This window comes from Acrocarpospora sp. B8E8 (assembly GCF_039871605.1).
Lineage (GTDB): Bacteria > Actinomycetota > Actinomycetes > Streptosporangiales > Streptosporangiaceae > Acrocarpospora > Acrocarpospora macrocephala.
The window spans coordinates 31,246-49,876 of the sequence record NZ_JBDPLV010000021.1; the positions used below are offsets into that span (position 1 = coordinate 31,246).

The 18,631-nt window shown below is 63.2% G+C and carries 18 protein-coding genes; 9 read left to right on the forward strand and 9 right to left on the reverse strand.

Features of this window, described 5'->3' with window-relative positions; all coding sequences use genetic code 11:
* Nucleotides 1-5 precede the first annotated feature (5 nt).
* Nucleotides 6-977, reverse strand: a complete 972-nt coding sequence (locus tag ABGB08_RS21565; protein WP_347592968.1) for a hypothetical protein — start codon at nucleotides 975-977, stop codon at nucleotides 6-8.
* A 203-nt stretch (nucleotides 978-1,180) separates the two neighbouring features.
* Between ABGB08_RS21565 and ABGB08_RS21570 the strand changes: the two genes are divergently transcribed.
* From ABGB08_RS21570 to ABGB08_RS21610, 9 genes are all read left to right on the forward strand, one after another.
* Nucleotides 1,181-2,143 (forward strand): hypothetical protein, encoded by a 963-nt coding sequence (locus ABGB08_RS21570; protein WP_347592970.1) that lies wholly within the window; start codon nucleotides 1,181-1,183, stop codon nucleotides 2,141-2,143.
* Between the two features lie 43 nt (nucleotides 2,144-2,186).
* Nucleotides 2,187-3,722, forward strand: coding sequence for a hypothetical protein (locus tag ABGB08_RS21575; RefSeq protein ID WP_347593182.1), 1,536 nt, complete (start codon nucleotides 2,187-2,189; stop codon nucleotides 3,720-3,722).
* A gap of 142 nt (nucleotides 3,723-3,864) precedes the next feature.
* A complete protein-coding gene (locus ABGB08_RS21580) occupies nucleotides 3,865-4,812 on the forward strand; it encodes a hypothetical protein (protein WP_347592971.1) in 948 nt (315 codons plus the stop codon).
* A 31-nt stretch (nucleotides 4,813-4,843) separates the two neighbouring features.
* Nucleotides 4,844-5,542, forward strand: coding sequence for a hypothetical protein (locus ABGB08_RS21585; protein ID WP_347592972.1), 699 nt, complete (start codon nucleotides 4,844-4,846; stop codon nucleotides 5,540-5,542).
* 33 nt (nucleotides 5,543-5,575) lie between these two features.
* Entirely contained in the window at nucleotides 5,576-6,718 is a 1,143-nt protein-coding gene (locus tag ABGB08_RS21590; protein ID WP_347592973.1) for a hypothetical protein, read from the forward strand.
* Nucleotides 6,719-6,762: 44 nt separating this feature from the next.
* Nucleotides 6,763-6,987 carry a hypothetical protein gene (locus ABGB08_RS21595; RefSeq protein WP_347592975.1) on the forward strand — a complete coding sequence of 75 codons (225 nt, stop codon included), beginning with the start codon at nucleotides 6,763-6,765 and terminating at the stop codon, nucleotides 6,985-6,987.
* A gap of 21 nt (nucleotides 6,988-7,008) precedes the next feature.
* Nucleotides 7,009-7,548, forward strand: coding sequence for a CHAP domain-containing protein (locus ABGB08_RS21600; RefSeq protein WP_347592977.1), 540 nt, complete (start codon nucleotides 7,009-7,011; stop codon nucleotides 7,546-7,548).
* Nucleotides 7,549-7,561: 13 nt separating this feature from the next.
* Nucleotides 7,562-7,789, forward strand: coding sequence for a hypothetical protein (locus ABGB08_RS21605; protein WP_347592979.1), 228 nt, complete (start codon nucleotides 7,562-7,564; stop codon nucleotides 7,787-7,789).
* 167 nt (nucleotides 7,790-7,956) lie between these two features.
* Nucleotides 7,957-8,943: a PIN domain-containing protein gene (locus tag ABGB08_RS21610; RefSeq protein ID WP_347592981.1), complete on the forward strand. Its 987-nt coding sequence runs from the start codon at nucleotides 7,957-7,959 to the stop codon at nucleotides 8,941-8,943.
* A gap of 476 nt (nucleotides 8,944-9,419) precedes the next feature.
* On the opposite strand, the gene ABGB08_RS21615 is transcribed toward ABGB08_RS21610, so the two are convergent.
* The 8 genes from ABGB08_RS21615 to ABGB08_RS21650 all read right to left on the reverse strand — a co-directional run bounded on the left by ABGB08_RS21615 (nucleotide 9,420) and on the right by ABGB08_RS21650 (nucleotide 18,603).
* Nucleotides 9,420-11,279 (reverse strand): GntR family transcriptional regulator, encoded by a 1,860-nt coding sequence (locus ABGB08_RS21615; RefSeq protein WP_347592983.1) that lies wholly within the window; start codon nucleotides 11,277-11,279, stop codon nucleotides 9,420-9,422.
* Nucleotides 11,280-11,865: 586 nt separating this feature from the next.
* Complete coding sequence (locus tag ABGB08_RS21620) at nucleotides 11,866-12,516, reverse strand: hypothetical protein (protein ID WP_347592985.1); 651 nt, start codon at nucleotides 12,514-12,516, stop codon at nucleotides 11,866-11,868.
* Nucleotides 12,513-13,460 carry an SAM-dependent methyltransferase gene (locus ABGB08_RS21625; protein ID WP_347592987.1) on the reverse strand — a complete coding sequence of 316 codons (948 nt, stop codon included), beginning with the start codon at nucleotides 13,458-13,460 and terminating at the stop codon, nucleotides 12,513-12,515. The genes ABGB08_RS21620 and ABGB08_RS21625 overlap by 4 nt, the downstream gene beginning before the upstream one ends.
* Nucleotides 13,461-13,634: 174 nt before the next feature.
* On the reverse strand, nucleotides 13,635-14,477 hold the full coding sequence (locus tag ABGB08_RS21630; protein ID WP_347592989.1) for a helix-turn-helix transcriptional regulator: 843 nt from the start codon (nucleotides 14,475-14,477) through the stop codon (nucleotides 13,635-13,637).
* A gap of 9 nt (nucleotides 14,478-14,486) precedes the next feature.
* Nucleotides 14,487-15,005 carry a DUF6879 family protein gene (locus ABGB08_RS21635; protein WP_347592991.1) on the reverse strand — a complete coding sequence of 173 codons (519 nt, stop codon included), beginning with the start codon at nucleotides 15,003-15,005 and terminating at the stop codon, nucleotides 14,487-14,489.
* Between the two features lie 3 nt (nucleotides 15,006-15,008).
* Nucleotides 15,009-15,491 carry a hypothetical protein gene (locus tag ABGB08_RS21640; protein ID WP_347592993.1) on the reverse strand — a complete coding sequence of 161 codons (483 nt, stop codon included), beginning with the start codon at nucleotides 15,489-15,491 and terminating at the stop codon, nucleotides 15,009-15,011.
* 465 nt (nucleotides 15,492-15,956) lie between these two features.
* The gene (locus ABGB08_RS21645) at nucleotides 15,957-16,484 is read right to left on the reverse strand and encodes a hypothetical protein (RefSeq protein ID WP_347592995.1); all 528 of its coding nucleotides are present in this window, start codon (nucleotides 16,482-16,484) and stop codon (nucleotides 15,957-15,959) included.
* A 22-nt stretch (nucleotides 16,485-16,506) separates the two neighbouring features.
* Nucleotides 16,507-18,603 (reverse strand): DUF6571 family protein, encoded by a 2,097-nt coding sequence (locus ABGB08_RS21650; protein ID WP_347592997.1) that lies wholly within the window; start codon nucleotides 18,601-18,603, stop codon nucleotides 16,507-16,509.
* Nucleotides 18,604-18,631 lie beyond the last annotated feature (28 nt).

The following is an 18,631-nucleotide window of genomic DNA, read 5'->3' on the forward strand; positions in this document are numbered from 1 at the left end:
CGGCATCATTGGCTAGGGCAAGCTGGAAGATTCGCTAATTTGGGTCGATTGCTCAAGAATGATATGCCCGAGTTGATGTATCCCAGAGGGAAGGAATCAACTGGCGGCATTCGGCAATACTTACGCTTCGCTATATCATCCAGAGAAATGATCTCTGGGGTGCCGTCCAAGTGTAGAACCTTCATTGACATGTCGTCGACGGCTAGAACGTATACGGTTTGCGCTACATCGGATTTTCGTTCTATTGCTTCAGGCGGAAGCCACGGATACGGAAGAACAGTAACGGCGGTCGCCATGAGGGCAAACATGCTCGTTAGGAGCATTGCAAATGGAATCCTACTGTCTTTCTTGCGGGAAAAGCCATAAGTAAGGATCCCCGCAACCACGCCTAGAGTGGCAGCAACATCACCTAAATTCCCGAATAGGCCCCGTCCCAATGTTACACACACTGCACCGGCTATAAAGACTGCCGCAAACGACCCTTTAGTTGTCTCAATCCTACCGAGGAGAGAGAAAACGAAAATGGCGACAACTAAGGCGATGAAATAGGGCCAGAGGGTGATGATCGTTGAGATAACGATGGCCACAGGATCGAGTGTTTGCAGCAGGATGGCGATAGTCCCTGTATCTCCCTTGGCCGTAGCGACTATACGAATCGTGGAAAGAATGAGCGGGCTTAGGGTGAATGTTAGTGCAATAATTCCTGCTGGAGTAATCTGAACACCTAGTTCGCCCTTCTGGGCAACATTCTCCCCATTCTGTTCCGCATCGGAGTTGCTGCCCTCATCCTCCTGTTCCGCATCGGAGTTGTTGTTCGAATTCCGCCCCAATCGGCTATCGGCGGTCTCTGAGTCATTTCCTTGCTCGTTATCGACTTTACTGCTCCCGCTATGGATATTCCGGCCATTGGCGGCAGCTTCTGGGTCTGGTGCACTCCCATTGTTTTTAGTGTTTGATCTTTGAGCTCTTCCGCCCACCTTTACCCTCCAAATGGCAAACTGCTATGCCTAATAGCTGTCAAATCGAAGCAAATTACTTCAATGTCGGGACGTGTTTATACCTAACCATCGGCACGCTGAATAGACCTCAAGCTTGGTGCTTGATGGCTTGCCAGGCGAGATTACTCCATCTACAGCTCGTTGTGACCCGAATTGGGGTCATTTAGAAAGGAGCTCCAACCTTGCCTCACGGTTGGCCGAGTACCGCGATCGAATGGGCCGACCTCATTGAGGTCACCGACAGCCTGGAACCGGTCCCGGAAAGCTGGTTCAACCTCGCCGGTCCCGACCCTGATACCGGGGGACGGATCTACACCCTCCCCGGGATCACCGGCTTCGACGCCCCACCAGTCGAAATCTTCTACGACGAGCGCCTCAGCCTCGATGGCGCGCACCTGCGCGGGGCCCGCAACACCTCCCGCGAGATCTTCATTCCGGTCATGGTCGAAGGCCCTGACCGGGGCATTTTCTTGCGGTTCCGCAGGAAGCTGCTGTCCTACCTGAACCCCGGCCGAGGGCTGGGCCGCATCCGGCTCACCGAAGGCGATGCCACCAGCCGCTACCTCGACTGCGTCTTCACCGGGGGCGCGGAAGGCGACTACGGCACCGGGCAGTCCGGGTTTCTGTGGCAGAAGTACGGCCTCACCTTCCGAGCCATCGACCCATTCTGGTACTCCACCGGCACCGTCGACATCCAGTTCTCCAGCACGGCCACCGGGCTGAAGCCGTTCTTCGGCACGCCGTTCTTCGGGCTGAACATCAACTCCACGCACTCCCTGAACGGCGCGGTCACGCTGACGGTAGCCGGAGATGTGGAAACCTGGCCCACCTGGAAGTTCACTGGCCCACTGGACGGCATCACCCTGGCCCTGTCGGGCTACACGACAGCCGCTTACCGCCTTGATGTGTCGCTGGCCTCGGGGCAGACGCTCTACATCGACACCCGCCCCGGCCGGCGGCGCATCCTGCTGCTGGACGATTTCAACGCGGCCACCGGGATCAACTATTGGGACCGTTTGCACGCGGGCGATTCCTTCTGGCCGGTCAGCCCAGTCGGGACCAGCGCCGTAACTCTCACGGTGGGGGACGTCGGCCCCGAAACGACGGCCTACCTGAGTTACCGACCAAGGTTCTACTCTGCCTAACTTCATCATCGAAGCCCGCAACTCCACCTACCGCCGTCTCGGACTGATCGAGACCTACACCAACTTCGAAGCGATCATCCGCTTCTGCGCGGTCGGCTCCTGGACGCTCACCGTCCCGGTCGGCTCCCCGGAAGCGGGCCTGCTCACCGTGGGCGGCGGGATCATCGTCCGCGTCAGTGGCCAGCCCGACCCGATCCTGTCCGGGCCGGTCACTGAGATCTCCCGGACCTGGGACGCCGGTGAGGGCGGCCAGGGCTCGATCACCTTCTCCGGCGTCTCCGATGAGACGCTGCTGTGGCGCCGCCTGACCTATCCACTCCCGTCCGCTGAGGTGACCGCGCAAACGATCGCGCAGATGTCGCTGTACGGTCCCGCCGGTCACGTCTGCACCCAACTGGTCACGCTCAACGCCGGACCGGGCGCGATCGACACCCGCCGGTTCGAGGAACTGGATGTCGAAGATTCACTCATCGGCCCGTACACCGCGATCACCACCCGATTCGACGTGCTCGGCGAACGGCTCGCCGCCATCGCCCAGGCGGCCGGGATCGGCTGGTCGGTCAAGCAGACCGACGAAGGACGGTTGCGCTACACGGTCTGGGAACCCGAAGATCGGTCGGCGACGGTGTTGTTCGGCAACACCAACGCCAACCTCCAGTCCTTCAACTACACCCTGACCGCACCGACCACCGAGACGGTGATCGTCGGCTGCGGCGGCGAGGGAAAGAACCGCTGGTTCCAGCCGTTCCCGATCTCAGCCGCCTCCACCTGGGTCAACGACAACGATCCCGGCATCATCTACGCTGGATCCTGGACCTACGCCACCGAACGCGACGAAGGCGAGTTCGGCGACGACGTCCACCTCACTGAAACCCTCGGCGACCACGCCGAGTACTCCTTCCTGGGGACCGGCATCCGGGTCTATGTGACGGCCGCCAACAACCGCGGCCTGATGAGGGTGTCCGTCGACGGCGGCCCGAACACCACCGTCACCGGATATGTGCCGGGCGATGACCGGGTTCCTCAGGCGATGGTGTTCGAGCGGGCGGGCCTGGCCTACGGCCCGCACACAATCACGATTGTCAACGCCGAGGCCAAGTTCCTGGTGTTCGACGCCTTCGAAGTGCTGAACGAGGACGTGCCCACGGCAGCCTGGCGGAACAGGGGCGAGGTCCTGGCCGACCGCAGCGACATCCCGATCGCCCGTTCCCCGACCGGGTACCCGATCGACCCCGACGACTCCACGCTGGTCACCGACGCCGCCGTGCTCAACCAGGTCGCCCAGGCCGCCAGCGAAGCCATCAACGAAGCGCTGCCCACCTCCCAACTGGTGATCGCCCCCATCGACACCGAGATCGTCGCCTTCGGCACCCACTACACGATCGGGGACGTGGTCTCAGTGGAGATCGACGGCCAGACCATCAGCGACGTGGTCCGCGAAGTCCGCCTCACTGACAGCGACCAAGGCCAAGCCGTCGAGATCACCATCGGCTCCTCCGGCTCGACCGCCACCCCCGGCATCTACCGGCAGGTCCAGCGCATCTGGACGTCAGTAAGAAAGATCGAGGCACGCAGATAGGGACACCCCGATAGCCGAATACTTCTACCCCTTCGACGCCGGTTCCGGTGCCTACCTCACCGAAGACGACTGGTCTCACCTAGCCGGACCTTGGCAGGACGACGGCGTTATCGCCCCCGGCCCGTCGTCCTCCGCCTTGAAGGTGACCAGCGGGGGCGAGAACAACACAATCTATGTTCAGCCTGGTAGGGCGATCATCCAGGGCTTCCACTACTACCTGGACGAAACCAAAGCCCTAGCCGTCTCCTCCAATCTCGACGGGTCTTCCAGCCGGATCGACTCGGTGGTGCTGCGCCTGAACCGCAGCAGCAACACCATCACCGTGGCCGTCGTCGAAGGCACACCAGCGGCGACCCCGGCCGAACCCGCGCTCGACGTCACCGCCCCCGTGTGGGAGCTGCGGCTGGCCAACCTGATCGTCACGGCCGGGGCGCAGGCGGTCGACCCGGCGGGCGTGCTCGACCGGCGGCCGTTCGTCGGCAAGCGCATCCACACCACCACCAACCCGGCAGGGTTGGATGTCGGCTCGATCGCGTTCAACCCGGCCGATGGCCAGTTCTACGGTGTGACCAGCGCCGCAACGGCCACAGCCTTCCCGTCCATGGATTCGCTGGACCAGGCGGCCGGTGCGGTGGTTGCCGCCCACGCGGCGCAGGCCGACCCGCACCCGGCCTATCTGACCCCGGCACGCGGGGATGACCGCTACAGCCCGCTCGCCCACACCCACACCGGCGGGGCGGCGGCTCAAACCTTCACCTACTGCTACCAGGGCACGCTGGCCCCCGGCGCGGGCACCTTCCGGGTCTACAACGACTCGCCCGCCGCCTACACCATCCTGTCCTGCCGGGCCTCGGTCGCGACCGCGCCCACCGGGGCCGCCTGCATCTTCGACATCAACCTCAACGGCACCACGATCTTCGCGGTCCCTGCCAACCGGCCGACCATCGCAGTCGCCGCGACGACCTCGGGCAAGAACACCGCCATGTCGGTGACCTCCTGGCCTCCGGGCGGCTTTATCACCGTCGACATCGACCAGGTCGGGTCGGCGATCGCGGGCGCAGACCTCATCCTCCAGCTGATCGCCGCCTAACACAGCCACAGAAAGGCCGCAGAAGCCGCGCGTGCCCGTTCAGATCCACCCCTCCTCACCCGCCCGCGTCTCCGACACCACCCGAACCGACGGCTCCACCCAGACCGCCTCCTTCACCCCGCCCTTCGGAAGCCTGCTGGTGGCGGCCGTCCACTACAACACCCAATCCGCAGAGGGAAGCAACCCGACCATCACCATGTCGGCCTCCCCCTCCACCGCATGGACGCCCCGGGCCATCCCTCCCTTTACCAGTGGGTTCGGCTACGTCGCACTCTTCACCGCCCCCGCCGCATCCAGCGCCCCCACCACGGTCACCGCCACCAGCAACCGCCTCTACACCATCTCGCTGAAGGTGTACGTGGTGACCGGCCACCACCCCGCCACCCCCATCGCAGCCACCGGCACCGGCAACATCTACAACAACCCCGCGACCTTCCCCGGCTACACCAGCACCCGACGTAACAGCCTGGGCCTGCTGGCCGCCACCGACTGGGACAACCTGGGCCCCGCCACCAGCGCCGATGTGCTTGAGTCCGCCGCGGTCAACGGAGGCGCATCGGGCGGCAGCATCAGTGTGCTCACCGCCTACAAGGCGGCCTCCACCCCCACCCCAGGCACAGCGGTGACCTTCACGGCCGATTCGCCCGGCACTATCCCCGCCCCCTGGACGTGGGCGGCCATCGAGATCCTGCCCGCCCCCTACCGGGGCTGGGGCATCCCCATCCTGTAACCCCATCCGGTAAGGAACATCTACAAGGAGCGCATGTCCCAGTTCAGCTACCCCTACGACGCCGGGGACGGCGCCAGCATCAACGAAGACCAATGGTCGTTCCTGGCCGCCTCCTGGCAGGACAACGGCGTCGACTGCGCAGGCCCCTGGCAGAACGATCTGAAGGTCTCCTCCCAGGCCGAAGACCTCACCCTCTCGGTGGCTCCGGGGCATGCCTTCATCGAGGGCTTCCACTTCCACCTGACCGAAACCACCGCCGTGTACTTCACGGCCAACCCCACCACCAGCCCGCGCCTGGACCTGGTGGTGCTCGCGCTCGACAAGACCAGCAACACCATCAGCCTGGAAGTCAAACCTGGAGTGCCCGCAGCGGTTCCCGCGCCCCCCGCGCTGGACAGCTCGCGGGACACCCGCGAAATCCCGCTCGCCACCGTACGGGTACGCGCCAACGCGGCCACGGTTCTCCCATCCGAGGTGTATGAGGCCCGGCACTACCGGGGGCGGCGGGTCCGGATCACCGACACCCCCGAGACGCTGTCCCGAGGTGATCTCTTCTACCGGCCGAGTGGTGATGTGGTCGGGTTCGTGCTGGCGGATGGGTCGGTCCGGAGGCTGGCCGACGAGGCGGCCCTGACCGCCAGCACCGCCTCCACCCTCGCCTCCGCGCAGACCTACACCGACACCAAAAGCGCGGCGACCCTGGCCTCGGCCAAGAGTTACGCCGAATCGCTGAGCAGCGTGAACACCGTTGCGACCCGGGTGAGCCCAACCCGCGTCGACACCGCGGCCGGTTCCAACGTTCCCACACTGTCCGGGGCTTTCACCCTGCCGAACTCCTACCCGGCCGGGGCTTCGCTGCTGGCCTTCTCCATCACCGGCAACATCACGTTTGTTTCCGGCAGCGCCTACTCAAGCCCGATCACGGGCTATTCGGGCTTCGCCTTCTACGACGGATCAACGGTGATGGCGGAGGTATCCGGGGTCGCCGTCGCCTACCCGAGCGGAAACACCTTCGCCGGTCACGTCAACGGGATCGGCCTGGCCCCGCTTCCGGCCCCCGGATCGACGGTCAACCTGGGGGTCCGCCCCTACGGCCTGTACCCCTCCTCAGGGGGCTACTCCGTCCCGAGCCTGTGGGCGGTGGAGAACACCCGATTGGCCATCGGCATCCTCTAACCGCCCCCTTCCTCCTGTGATCCCCGTCGAAAGAGAAAGAACTTTTGGGCGACGAATCCAACGGCGTGGTCGTCACGTTCAAGGACATGTACGACGAACTCCGCCACCTGGTCACCGAAGTGCGCGAACTGACGCACGAGCTGAAAGACTCCCGCGCCGACAGCGCCGACCACGAAAACCGCATCCGGGCTCTTGAGCAGTGGCGCTATGCCCTCCCAGCTTCCCTCCTGCTCGGCCTGGGCTCGCTGGCCGCGCAGTTCCTCAAGTAACCCCTGATCGAAAGGAATCACTTGGCCGCCACCGCCAGTGATGTTGTTAAGGTTGCCCGCTCCCAGGTCGGATACCGGGAGAGCGGCACCAACCATCAGAAGTACAGCCCGGCCGTGCCGGGACTGGAGTGGAGCCAGAACCAGCCCTGGTGCCACACCTTCATGAGCTGGGTCGGCCTGAAGGCCGGCGCGGGCGCGATCACCCCGAAGACGGCCTCCTGCCTTGCGGGCGTGGCCTGGTTCAAGGCCCGAGGGCGTTTCAACAAGACGCCGAAGAAGGGCTCGTTCGTCTACTACGGCACCGGCGGCGCAACCCACGTCGAACTGGTCGTCGCCGTCGACGCCAAGAACATCACCACAGTGGGCGGCAACACCTCCGGCAGCCTGGACGGCAAGTACTTCAACGGCGACGGCGTCTACGAAAAGAAGGTCGCCCGCACCTCAACCCGGATCTACGGCTACGGCCACCCCGCCTACAAGGCCGAACCCAAGCCCGCGGCCAAGAAGCCGCCCGCCAAGACCACCGCGAGCAAGAAGCCCGCTCCCAAGAGCGGCAAGTAAGAAAGGAATCCGATTGACCGACTCTGACCTGACCAAGCAGGTTTCCGCCCAGGTAAGCGCCGCCCTGCGCGCCGCCTACACCCTCGGCCAGGCCGCCCTCGCGGCCGGTCTCGTCGCCGCCATCCAGGCGGCAGCCAACTCCGGCAGCACCGACCCCAAGACTCTGGCATCGGTGGCTGCCACTGCGGCCCTGGCGGGCGTGGTGGCCTACCTGCACAACAAGCTGCCCGGCAAGAAGTAGCAGCGATCGCCCCCGGCTCCGGCCGGGGGCATTTTGCGTTGGAGCTGGACCGACGTTGTACCCGGAACATGATCCAAAGAAACTTCTCTGTACGACGTCGAGGTCCAGCAAGGCCCCTACGAGGATTCCCGCTCATCGGGTCCTTCGAATTCCGTATTATTCTCCCCATGCTTCAGCTCCTCATAGACACGTCGGTGTGGCTTGACCTCGCCAAGCGGCGAGACGGGCAGAAATGGATCGTGCCTCTACGCGTGCTGAAGTTTCAAGGAAAGATAGATTTACTCGTTCCACGCCTCGTGATCGCTGAGTTCGAGCGAAACCGACCGCGTGCCGAAGCTGCTGTTACAGCAAGCGTTCGGGAGAGATTCCGGTTGCTACGGAACGATCTCCAGGAGTACGGCGATGACGATCGCCATACCTGGCTTGCGGAACTGACGCACCGAATCCCGCTCCTCAGTGCAATGACCCTCCAGAATTTTTCCGAGATTTCCGATCTGCTACACGATGCGCGATCAATAGAGCCGACCGATTTGGAATATGCGCGAATAGTCCAGCGAGGCCTTGACAAGAAAGCGCCATTCCATCTTCACAAGAACAGTATTGCCGACGCGCTACTAATCGAAGTGTATAGGTCGGCGGCGGACAGTGACAACGATGTTGCTAACCATTATTGCTTCGTAACATCCAACTATCAGGATTTCTCTCTTCCCAATGGCGACCGGCGAACGCCACACCCTGACCTCGCAGTATTATTTCCTAACGAGCGCTCTCGCTATCTGTACGGAGTAGAGGGCTTAAATTCGGCTCTTGTGGATCACCTTGGTGAAGAGTTCATCGAATTATCAAACGAAACCGAGTTTCTGCAAGAGGAGCCGAGGACGTTTGCCGAAATCCTCGAAGCCGAGCGCGAGTATTTTGACAAGATATGGTATGTCCGTTCGCTGATCCGAGCAGAGAAGATCGAAGCGGGTGAGCGAGAGGGAATATCACCAGAATTGACTGAGCAAATACATGCCTCCATGCGGGTAATCGAGGAGCGCTATGGTGCCGAAAATGTCGGTCCATGGGACGATTGGGGTTGGGGCTTTGTCCACGGAAAGCTTTCAGCGCTACGGTGGGTGCTGGGTAGCGAGTGGGACTTTCTAGATACATGACCGACATGGCTTCTGTCTAAGGGGTTCGGTGCAGTCTTCGTGCCCAGGAACACCGATCCCGACTCTGCCTCAGCGTATCTTCCAGCCACCGTCTATCCTGGCCACGTTTGGGAGCGAAGCCTGGGCTGGTGATCACCCACCACAATGGTGGAGAAACTAGAAATTGAATCAGAGCCAGCCGGGGCCCGGTCGGAAGTGAACTTGTTTGGCTTCCATAGCGTGCCTCGGGATACAGGTCCGGTGAGATTGTTGAGGCGCCGCGTCGCTGCGGGTGGCCGGGCCCTCCAATGACCGACAGGAAACCGGGGCGAAAAGAGGCCCGGCCACGTCACAGGCGATCCAGCAGGGCCGGTTCGGTGATCGGCTGTATCCCCGTGGGGTGGTCGGGCCTCCTGTTAGCCGGACTAACTTTGCGAACTCGGGCATACAGGAGGCCCTCCCACGTCTTAGGGCCGTACGGGGGGTGGTCGGGCCTCCTACCGGCCGGGCTCCAAACTCGGGCAAGTAGGAGGCCCTCCCACGTCTTGAGGCGGCTCGGGCCACAGGTGCGGAGGTGCCACGAAAGTTCCCCGGTAGGGCACGGTGATCACCCAGCCGTCCGTACGGAGACTGGCGATCGTCTGCCGGATCGTGGCCTTTGCCACGCCGAACTCAACCATCAGATCTCTTTCACTGGTAATCGGGTCCCCCGGCCGATGCCTGCCCGCACAGATAGCAGCGGCCAATTCATTGGCGATCTGCTGGTACAACGGCTGCATGTGAGCCGGTCGGGGCGTCCCCTCCGGCCCGACGAACGTGCCCTCCCCCGGCACGGTATGGGCGAGCCCACGCTCACGTAACTCCCGGTGCACACGCCGGGCGGTCATCTGCGCGACCCCGAAATCGCGCTTGACCTCGGTCTCGCTCGGCACCATGTCACCAGGGCCAAGCTCGCCTTTGGTGATCTTTTCTTCGATGATGTCGGCGATCTGGGCATACATCGGCGCCATGCCGTCACGCCGGATCCGGTGCCTCGTCCCCGGCGAACTGGATCCGTTCGCCGGTGCTCGGTCACTTCCGCTGTCACGTTCCCCCTGGAGCGGCGTCCACGCCCGGTTGACGAACGTGCCCTCCCCGGGGACGGTACGGACGAGCCCACGATCACATAACTCCCGGTGGACGCTCCGGGCGGTTATCTGCGCGATCCCGAATTCGCTCTGCAACTCGCGCTCGCTGTCGATCCATGCGCCAGGGGCGAGGTCCCCGTTCGCGATCTCCTTGGCGATCAGATCGGCGATCTGCATGTATATCGGCGTCATGCCGTCCTGGCGAATCAGGTTCGCCCGTCCCGGCCTGCCGGTCCTCTCGCTCATCGGCTTGTCCTGTTCCCTTCGGCCCGGCCGGTTCTCCGGCGGGGCGACGACGGTGGTCTTGTTGATCGTCACCAGCTGGCCCTCCTGACGAGGGAGGTTCACCGCCCGGCGGGCACGCGCGTTGCCCGGTGTTACGGCCTGTGTCCGCGCACGGTGAGACGGGAGGCGCGCCCCGGCCACGAGCGCGCCCGACCGGATCGGGGCAACAGCCTCATCAGCCATCGCCCGGGAGACTGGTTGCGCGGTGCCCGGTTGTTCGCCGCCAGGCCAGGACCGACGACCCACCGGCCGATCAGGCGTCGCGGACGACTCAGTCCGCGCGGCGACATCAGCGGTGGGGCGTCTTCCGGGCCGACGCATCGCGACCCCCTCAGCCCGCAGCCGCGCCCGAACCTTCTCCTTAGACACCCCGAACCTCTCCACCAGGGCGGCTACGGTCGATCCGGCCCGGTACAAGTCCGCCAGTTCCTCCCCCCTGACCTCCCGCTGCTCCCGCACCAGTTGCGGCTTCGCCGAAATGTCCGCATGCTTGCGGATACGGCCGGGCGGCCGGATCTCCACGCCTGCCGCCGCCAGCCGCGCCCGGACCGTCCCCGGATCCACATCCAGCGAGGCGGCTATCACGCTGAGACTTTGCCCAGCCTGGTAGCGGCCCGCCAACTCCTCATCGGTGACCTCCGCCAGCCTGCGAGCATCTCGCCGACGCCGGATCCGCACGCCCGCCGCCACCAGCTGCGCCCGGACCTTCTTGCCATCGGTTCGCCGCGAGGTGGCTATCACGCGGATGCTCTCCCCGTTCTGGTACCGGCGTATCAGATCTTCATCGGCCGCCGTCACCGGCTTGGGCCTGGGACCCCGCCGGATCTGTATACCCGCCGCCTCCAGTTGCGTCCGGACCTTCCCCACGCTGACTCCCAGCGAGGCGGCAATCGCGCGGATGCCCTGCCCGGCCTGGTACGGGCCTGCCACCTGCTCAACGCTCACGTCGCGACCAGGGACAGACCGCCGCCTCCTCTCGCGCGGCCCCCCTGCGGTGGCCGGCCGCTTCCGCACGGGGGACATCGGCACTGCGGCAGCGTCGGCGATCTGCCGGAGCGTGGCACCCTCCCGACGCAAGCGCACCAGTTCCTCGGAATCGATCGTGTGCCTTCGGGGAACGCTCATGAGGTTCCCCGGTCTTGAGCGGGAACGCTGTGGGTACAGGACTGACCCGAAGCATCCGCTTCGGCAGATTGATGGCCGATTCTTGCGGAGAGACGATCAAGTGCCTGATCCACGACAGCGCCCAAGTTCTTCAAGGAGTCGGCCAGCCGCTTCCTCTCGCTGGCTTCCCAATTACTGATCGCCAGCCCGATCTCTTTCTCGTTTCTCGCAGTCACCACGACATGGCGCCCGTTATGTGTACGGGTCGCCGTCCTCCCGGTTATCTCCCATTCCCACGTCAGCGGCATCCGCACCTCACCCCGCCAACGGCCCGAATCGAGACGCACCAAGACACCGCGGGTTACGAAAGACTTCCCCGCTATGGGCAACCACCGGAGAGACCGGCATCCCAAACGCCGAAGGAGTCTCAATCGGAGGAGGCATCGTTCCCCCGGTTCATCGCGCGCATGACCAGCCCGGCAGCCTCGCCCGGATGTCTGGCCATCAGCGTGGAGGCCGGCTCGCCCGATCCGATGTACACCAGGTAGGCCCCGCCCCGGCCGCCCACAACCACGCTCACCGGCACGGGCACCGACGCCGCCTCCCGGCCGTCCACCTCCAGCCGGACCTCCTTCTCCCCCTCCACCATCCGAGCCGAGACCCCACGCTCGGCCAGAATCCGCTCAAGCTCGCGCAACCGGTCGGCCGCCTGATCACCAGCGGCCGTCAATCCCCACAGCAAGGCCAGACTCCCCGCCGCCGCCCGCTCCCCCTCCACCAGGACCGCGTGCCCGCCGTGCTCGCTGTCCCCATGCGGGATGTGCAGCAGGTACGCGCCGCACGCGCCCACCCAGCCCACGCTCGCGGACTTGCCTCCGGACGGATGCAGGACCACCAGCCGCACATCCTCACCGGCCGACTCCTCCGCGACGGGCTCAGGCGTCGGCTCACCGTCGCCGACGCGGTAGTAAGAAAGAAGATGGTGTGCCTGCAGCGCGGCCCGCACCCTGGCGAGCGGCCCGTCCGCCACCTCCGGCGCGTGATCGCCGACCACCTCCGGCGTCATCGCTTCGGTCATCGTTTCACCGCCACCCCGCCGACGAAGGTCGCGCCCGACCGTTTGGACGCGGGTGCGCCGTTGCCTCCGATGGCGACCCTGTCCAGCTCCGGCCGCCACCGCGACACCTCGCACACCCCCGGCTCCAGCAGCTCCCATCCGTCGAACAAGGCCGTGATCTCCGCGTGCGAGCGGGGGAGGATCGGAGCCGACGCCTGCTTGTACACCGCCACGGCCGCTTCACGATCATCCGGCTTCATCTCATCGGCGCAGGCGTGCGAGATCGCCAGGTAGGACCCTTCAAGAAGCCGGTCCCGGACACGGGCGACGATGGCGCCCGGGTTCTCCGCATCGGTGACGAAATGCAGGACGGCGATCATGAGTACCGCTACCGGCCGGGAGAAATCGATCAACTTCCGGACGGCCGGATCGTCAAGGATCTTCTCCGGGGTGCGCAGATCCCCGTGCACCATTTCCACCCCGTCCACCCCGTGCACCAGGGCCCGGCCGTGCACGCACGCCAGCTCGTCGTAATCGACGTAGACCACCCGCGTCTGTTCCACCGATCGGTCGGTGCCGTGGACCTGGCTCCGCATCAACCCGTGCAGGACCTCATGAGTGTTGTCCTGCGTGGGAAGCCCCGATCCGATGTCGATGAACTGGTCGATGCCCAACTTGGCCAGCTCCCTCACCACGCGGTGAAGGAAGTACCGGTTCTCCCGCGCGTGCGCGGGCAGATCGGGAATCAGCTCGACCAGACGATCCGCCGCATCCCGGTCAGCCTGGAAATTGTCCTTCCCGCCCAGCAGACGATCGTAGATCCGCGCACTGTTGGGAACCTCCGCCTGGTACAGCACCGCACCCGGCACCAAACCCCGACGCTTCCTCAACTCGGCATCAGGATCGATCCCAACCGGCACGTTCGCGGGCTCAGGGGCGGGTTCTTCCACAACCGCCAAATCCACCGGGCGCTCCACCAGCCTGACATCCAGCTGGGGAGGCACGGGTTGATGGGGAACCGGCGGCGCAACGGGAGTCCGATGCCCGAGAAGGTCGGCATCGAGCGTCGCCTGCGGTATGTCGTCGTTCGGGGGCATAGATCGACGGTAGGAGCGCTGGCTTGAACAGCTCAAGAATGTTTACAAATGTTGCAGGCGAGATGCGGCGTCCTCGATCAAGGCGCGTGCCGCTGGCCCGTAGACAGCTTGGTCTTGTAGCTCCTTGAAGGCCCGCTCAAACAGACCAATCTCGCGCGGTTGGGTAACCTTGATTCCTGCGGATGTCGTCTCAATCTTCACGAGCCGATCGTCGAAGATCCAGAAACCTTCGCCAGGCCAGAGATGGCGGACTATGAGTGGTGGGATGATGCCCAGCGATACGCGTGGAAGTGTCATCACAGTGAGAAGGCGATCAAGTTGCCCTAACATGACCTCAGCCCCACCAAATACAGTCGTAAGAGTCCGAGCCTCTAGAACAAAAAGAAACTTGCGATCTCCTCGGTAGAGATAGCGTTGCCTTTCCATCCGCGCTTCAACAGCTTCGTCAATATCTGTGGCGGTGCTATAGAATCTAGAAGCAATCTTGAGAATCTCTAGGCAATAGTCGGCCGTCTGAAGAATTCCGGGTACAACATCCGACTCGTAAATCCGAAACTGCGACGTCTCCTCGTACAGAGGAAATGAGGTTTCTTGTAGTCGTTTGAGCCCGCCACGCATCTGGCGCTGCCACTCCAGCCACATGCCCTCGATGCCACGAAGCGCGGCTATCAACTCAGCAATTTGATCGGCCACACCACAAGCTTCACACCATGCGCGCACGTCATTCTCGTTCGGGATCTGGCGCCCATGCTCAATACGCGAGATCTTGGTGAAATGAATGCCCGATAGTTGGGCTAGGGCCCGCCCTGTGAGCTGCGAGTCCTTGCGGATCTCACGAAGGCGGGCGCCGAATGCCTCTCGTGCCTGCTGGACTTGGCTGGTCACTGACGTGGATCAGACAGGCTCGTACTCACCATCGGGGACGCCTAGAGACCAAACGGTCTCGAATGCGTGCTTGCAGAGCTGAATGGCGTCTGGCGCCTTGCTCATTTGGCGTTCTACTACTTCGCCGGCGCCTGCGAAGATTGAAAAGATTACAGTCTCTTCATCGAAAAGCCAGAAATCATTCCCAGGCAGGGCGACGGTAGAGACGAGGCGGCGCGGAATCCATACAATCTGCTCACCCGCATCTGTGAAGAGATGCGAATCAGATAGGACCCAGCGCTGGTAATCGGTGATAGGTTCGGAAATGATTCGGGCCCTGCGGATCACCTTGCCGACACGAGTTGCTTCCCGGACCGTATCGAACCAGGGTTGCAACCACTCAAGATCATCACGATCCCCCGCTTCCCATTTCTTCAGGTGAGGCTTTTCCACCTCTGTCCCGTATGTGTCGCGCATTTCCAAATGAAGCGCTTCGCGCCGAAATTCTTTGAAGAATCGCTGCAATGCGTCGCCCGTGATCAGTTCCAAGTTCTATCCCTCGCTAAGTAACGCCCTTAGCGCCGCCTTCGGGATCTCGACACAGTCCTCGTGATCCGGTATGTCCATCTGGCTACGTGCTTCCTCGCTGGTCACTCGGACGCCCAGAACGATGAAGTTCTGCTCAGCCGTGACGTAGACGATCGGCGCCGTCCACCTTGTCACCGTACCGGAGACGCCGTCCTTCGCGAGGTGGGCGAAGAGCCCCGGGGGTACCTCGACGACTGTTTCGCCCTTCTGGATCTCCAACTTCTCTAGGATCTCACGATCGGTGACGATCCAACCTTGGACGATGTAGGTGTCCTCGTCGCTGGAGTACAGCGTTGGGGACTCGTTGGGTTTCGACTCCTTACCCAGGAACGTGAGCCGCAAGGCCGTCTCCTCCTCTTCTTCGATGTTTACGGATGTTTCAGCATCAGCCTTGATCAGGACTTGGACACCGTCAAGAGACTGCGGTGTTTCATGCCTGATTAGCATGATTCGAGACGTGGCGAGTGCCGACCTAAGCCGACCAATTTGCGGTCCCTTGCGAAGACGGAAGCGCTGCCTCCGAGAGCGGCCCCGGTCAGCTAGCCAAGTCAACATTTCGTCAACAAAAGGGGGTGGATCGGGCAACATCGACGCCCACCATCCTCCAAGACTTGCACCGGCGACAGGCCTTCTGAGCTGGCTAAACACCAAAGGGCCGGAACGCCCTGGAGCGTCCCGGTCCCTGGGTGGCAGATCAGAAGGTTGGGGGTTCGAGTCCTCCCGGCCGCGCATAGAAAAGCCCAGGTCACGATGCTAGTGACCTGGGCTTTTGGTTGTAGTGGATCAGTCCGAGGTCCGGCTGTGTCTGGCGATGATCTAGGATCGCAGGCATTGATCGCGTGATCCTGGGCTCGGATCCCTACTGCCCGCTCAGATGACAGACGACCCGAGCAGGTGATGAACCGATACGGGTCAGGATGTGGGCGAGGAGGTCTGGAGGGGAGCCAGCAAGACCGGTCTGAGCTGCCGGAGAAACTCGATCGCATCCGCCCTGCGATCCCTGTCGGGCACCTCTTTGTAGATCTCGATGGTGAGCAGACGCGTGCCAAGGAAAGTCTGCGCGAACATGCCAATGACCCGGTCGTCGTGACTGTCTCTGATGGAGCCGCTGACGCCTTTCCCGATATCAGCGGGAATGGACGGCAACCCCTCCTTGAGACGACTGCTCACCTGCTGCTCCGCGGTATTTGTCACCGGTTCCTGAAGATCGACGGCTAACAGCAGGTCGCCTTCGCTGTCGTCATTGAGCTTCTCGTAGACCTCGCACGCCGGGAACGGCTGACCGTGGACCAGCTGCCCGTCAAAACGTAGATTCTCTACACCGGTAGCCAGCCGCACGGCCTGCTCTGCCAGCAGTTCGCACCCCGCGCCCCTGACGACAACATCCCCCAAGGGCCGGTTGTCCGCCTGCTGGGTACATGCGGCCACCAGCACTACCACAAGCCCGAGTGCCCATCCGCGTCTACGGATGCTCGTAGTATTTCTCGACGTCTTTGAACCCACCGGCTATGGCCCTCTCAGGGTCGAAGAAGACACGCCCAGTGTCGGCGTAGGTGATCCACTCAATGTAGGCACGTTGCTGATCGGTCGTCATTCCCTCCCACGGGATGATCTCGCCTTTCCGCAAGAAGTCGCCGACGGCACCTGGCTTGGAATTCTCCATGCTGTACGGGTGGGTGACCGCGGGAACACCACCGTCGCCGAACAGACCATGGCGCATCATCGCGCTGGCCGTAATGTCACGGAACATGTCCACGGTTTGATCGAGAGTCGCCTGAGCACGGCTCCGTGCTTCGCCTTCATAGCCAGACGAGATCTGCCCGAACACTCCCTCCCGCGCCTGATCGATTCCCCATTTCAGAAGTTGATCCTGGCCGACCAAAGCCGGCAACGGCACCAGTCCACTGGCGCTGTTCACGATGTCGGTGAAAGCCTTTACGTTCGCGTCATGCTTCTTGGCTTCGTTGATATCAGAGATCGCGCCAGCATCAACAATTGCCCCGAAGGCGGCGGCCAACGCGCGTGTCATCGAGCTGAACGCTCGACCTCCGTGGGCGTTCATTCGATCCTCCAGGATCTCCTGACGCTGATCGTCTAGTCCTTTCGCAGCCGCACCTGGGTGATCAGCCCTCCACTTGGCGAATACGGTGTCCACCTCGTCCTTGAGCTTGGCAGCTTGGGCATCGAGCACCTCGGTGGTGTACTGCGCCTGGGCGGCGGCAACCGACTTGAATGCGCCGCTGTCCGTGAAGGCCCAGGTCATGGCCTGCTTCAACCCTGTTGCTGCGAAGACCGCTCCGTAGGGCTGTGCACCGGCGAGATTCCGATCCGGGTCCCCCGAGCGGACACCGATTTGGCTACTGTCCCCCCACTGTATGGCCGAGTTCACGTCGTTGACGTAGGAGGCCAGGAGCCTGCCCGCACTGCCGCGGGTGTTGGGGAGGTTCCTCTGGACATCCTCACCTTGCCAGAAGTGGATCCCCCAGGCGGCGATCAACGCCGACTTCCAGCCGCGCGATCGCCCAGGCGGCTCCTCGTGGTCTCGAAATACCGTGGTGGCTGCCTCGATGGCCCGGCCGAGGTCGTTGTCGTTGCCGGAGCGCCAGTCCCGCTCCCGCATCAGATAAGCGAGGGGCTTGCGCTTCGGGTCGGTGAAGAAGTCCTGGGCAGCGGCGGGATTGTTGGCGAAGGCGGCCATGACGGCAGCCATCGGATCGGTCTGCGGCAACATCACCGTGGCGCCCCAGTGGCTTGCCGCGCCCACGCTCGGATTCACCGTCTGCCAGTACTGCGTGCCCGCTGGTTGCGACCGCTCGTAGTCGTAGACCTTTGTGGCCAGATCGCGAAGAAACGCATCCTCGAATGTTCCGTACCTCAGCAATTTGTTGAGTGCGAACGCGGTCTCCGGCGAGCCGAGATTCTCGATCAGCTTGTCGGCGTAGCCGTCTTGTAATTTCAGGGCGCCCTTGAGTCTTGACGCCGTGCCCAGGATGCCGCTGAGCGCGGCGGCGAGCTTCTCCTGGTCTTCGGGGCTGACCGAGGGACGCTTAACGGCACCGGATTGACTGAGCACGTTTGCCTGGAATAGCTCCGCGAAGAGGCCCTTGAGGTTCGGCAGTTCGCGTGCGAACGCAGCGGCGAAGTAAGGGTCGTTCTGATACTTGTTCAGGTTGGCAAGGGTCTCCGCACTCAGTTTTCCGTCGCCGGCCTCGACGCGGATCCTGTTGGCCAGCAACGTGGCTTCGGCCGTCCCGGCCGCCGGTGTCGCAGTCAGCCACCCGGAGTCGTCAGCCCACAAGATGCCTGCGCTCCCGAGTTTTACCTCGGGTGCGGCCAGGATGAGGTCCAGACGACGCTGCAGATCTGGCACCCGGGCATTGATCTGATGGCCGATATCGCGGAGCGTGCCCGGACCGGTCAAGGACAGGCTCAGTGTGGCAAGCACCTGGTCGATCTGCTGGGAGACCTCTGGTAACTCGGTGCCGACGCGCTTGGCCTGGTTGATGAGCTGAGTCATCAACGTCGGATCGATACCCACCATGCCTGAGCCTGCGCTCACAACGCCCCCTCCCCGCGCGCACCACCGA

Excerpts from the sequence above, each read along its gene's own strand:
- ABGB08_RS21640 (WP_347592993.1), bottom strand. The coding sequence starts at position 15,491 with ATGCTAATCAGGCATGAAACACCGCAGTCTCTTGACGGTGTCCAAGTC.
- ABGB08_RS21590 (WP_347592973.1), top strand. The coding sequence starts at position 5,576 with ATGTCCCAGTTCAGCTACCCCTACGACGCCGGGGACGGCGCCAGCATC.
- ABGB08_RS21610 (WP_347592981.1), top strand. The coding sequence starts at position 7,957 with ATGCTTCAGCTCCTCATAGACACGTCGGTGTGGCTTGACCTCGCCAAG.
- ABGB08_RS21620 (WP_347592985.1), bottom strand. The coding sequence starts at position 12,516 with ATGACCGAAGCGATGACGCCGGAGGTGGTCGGCGATCACGCGCCGGAG.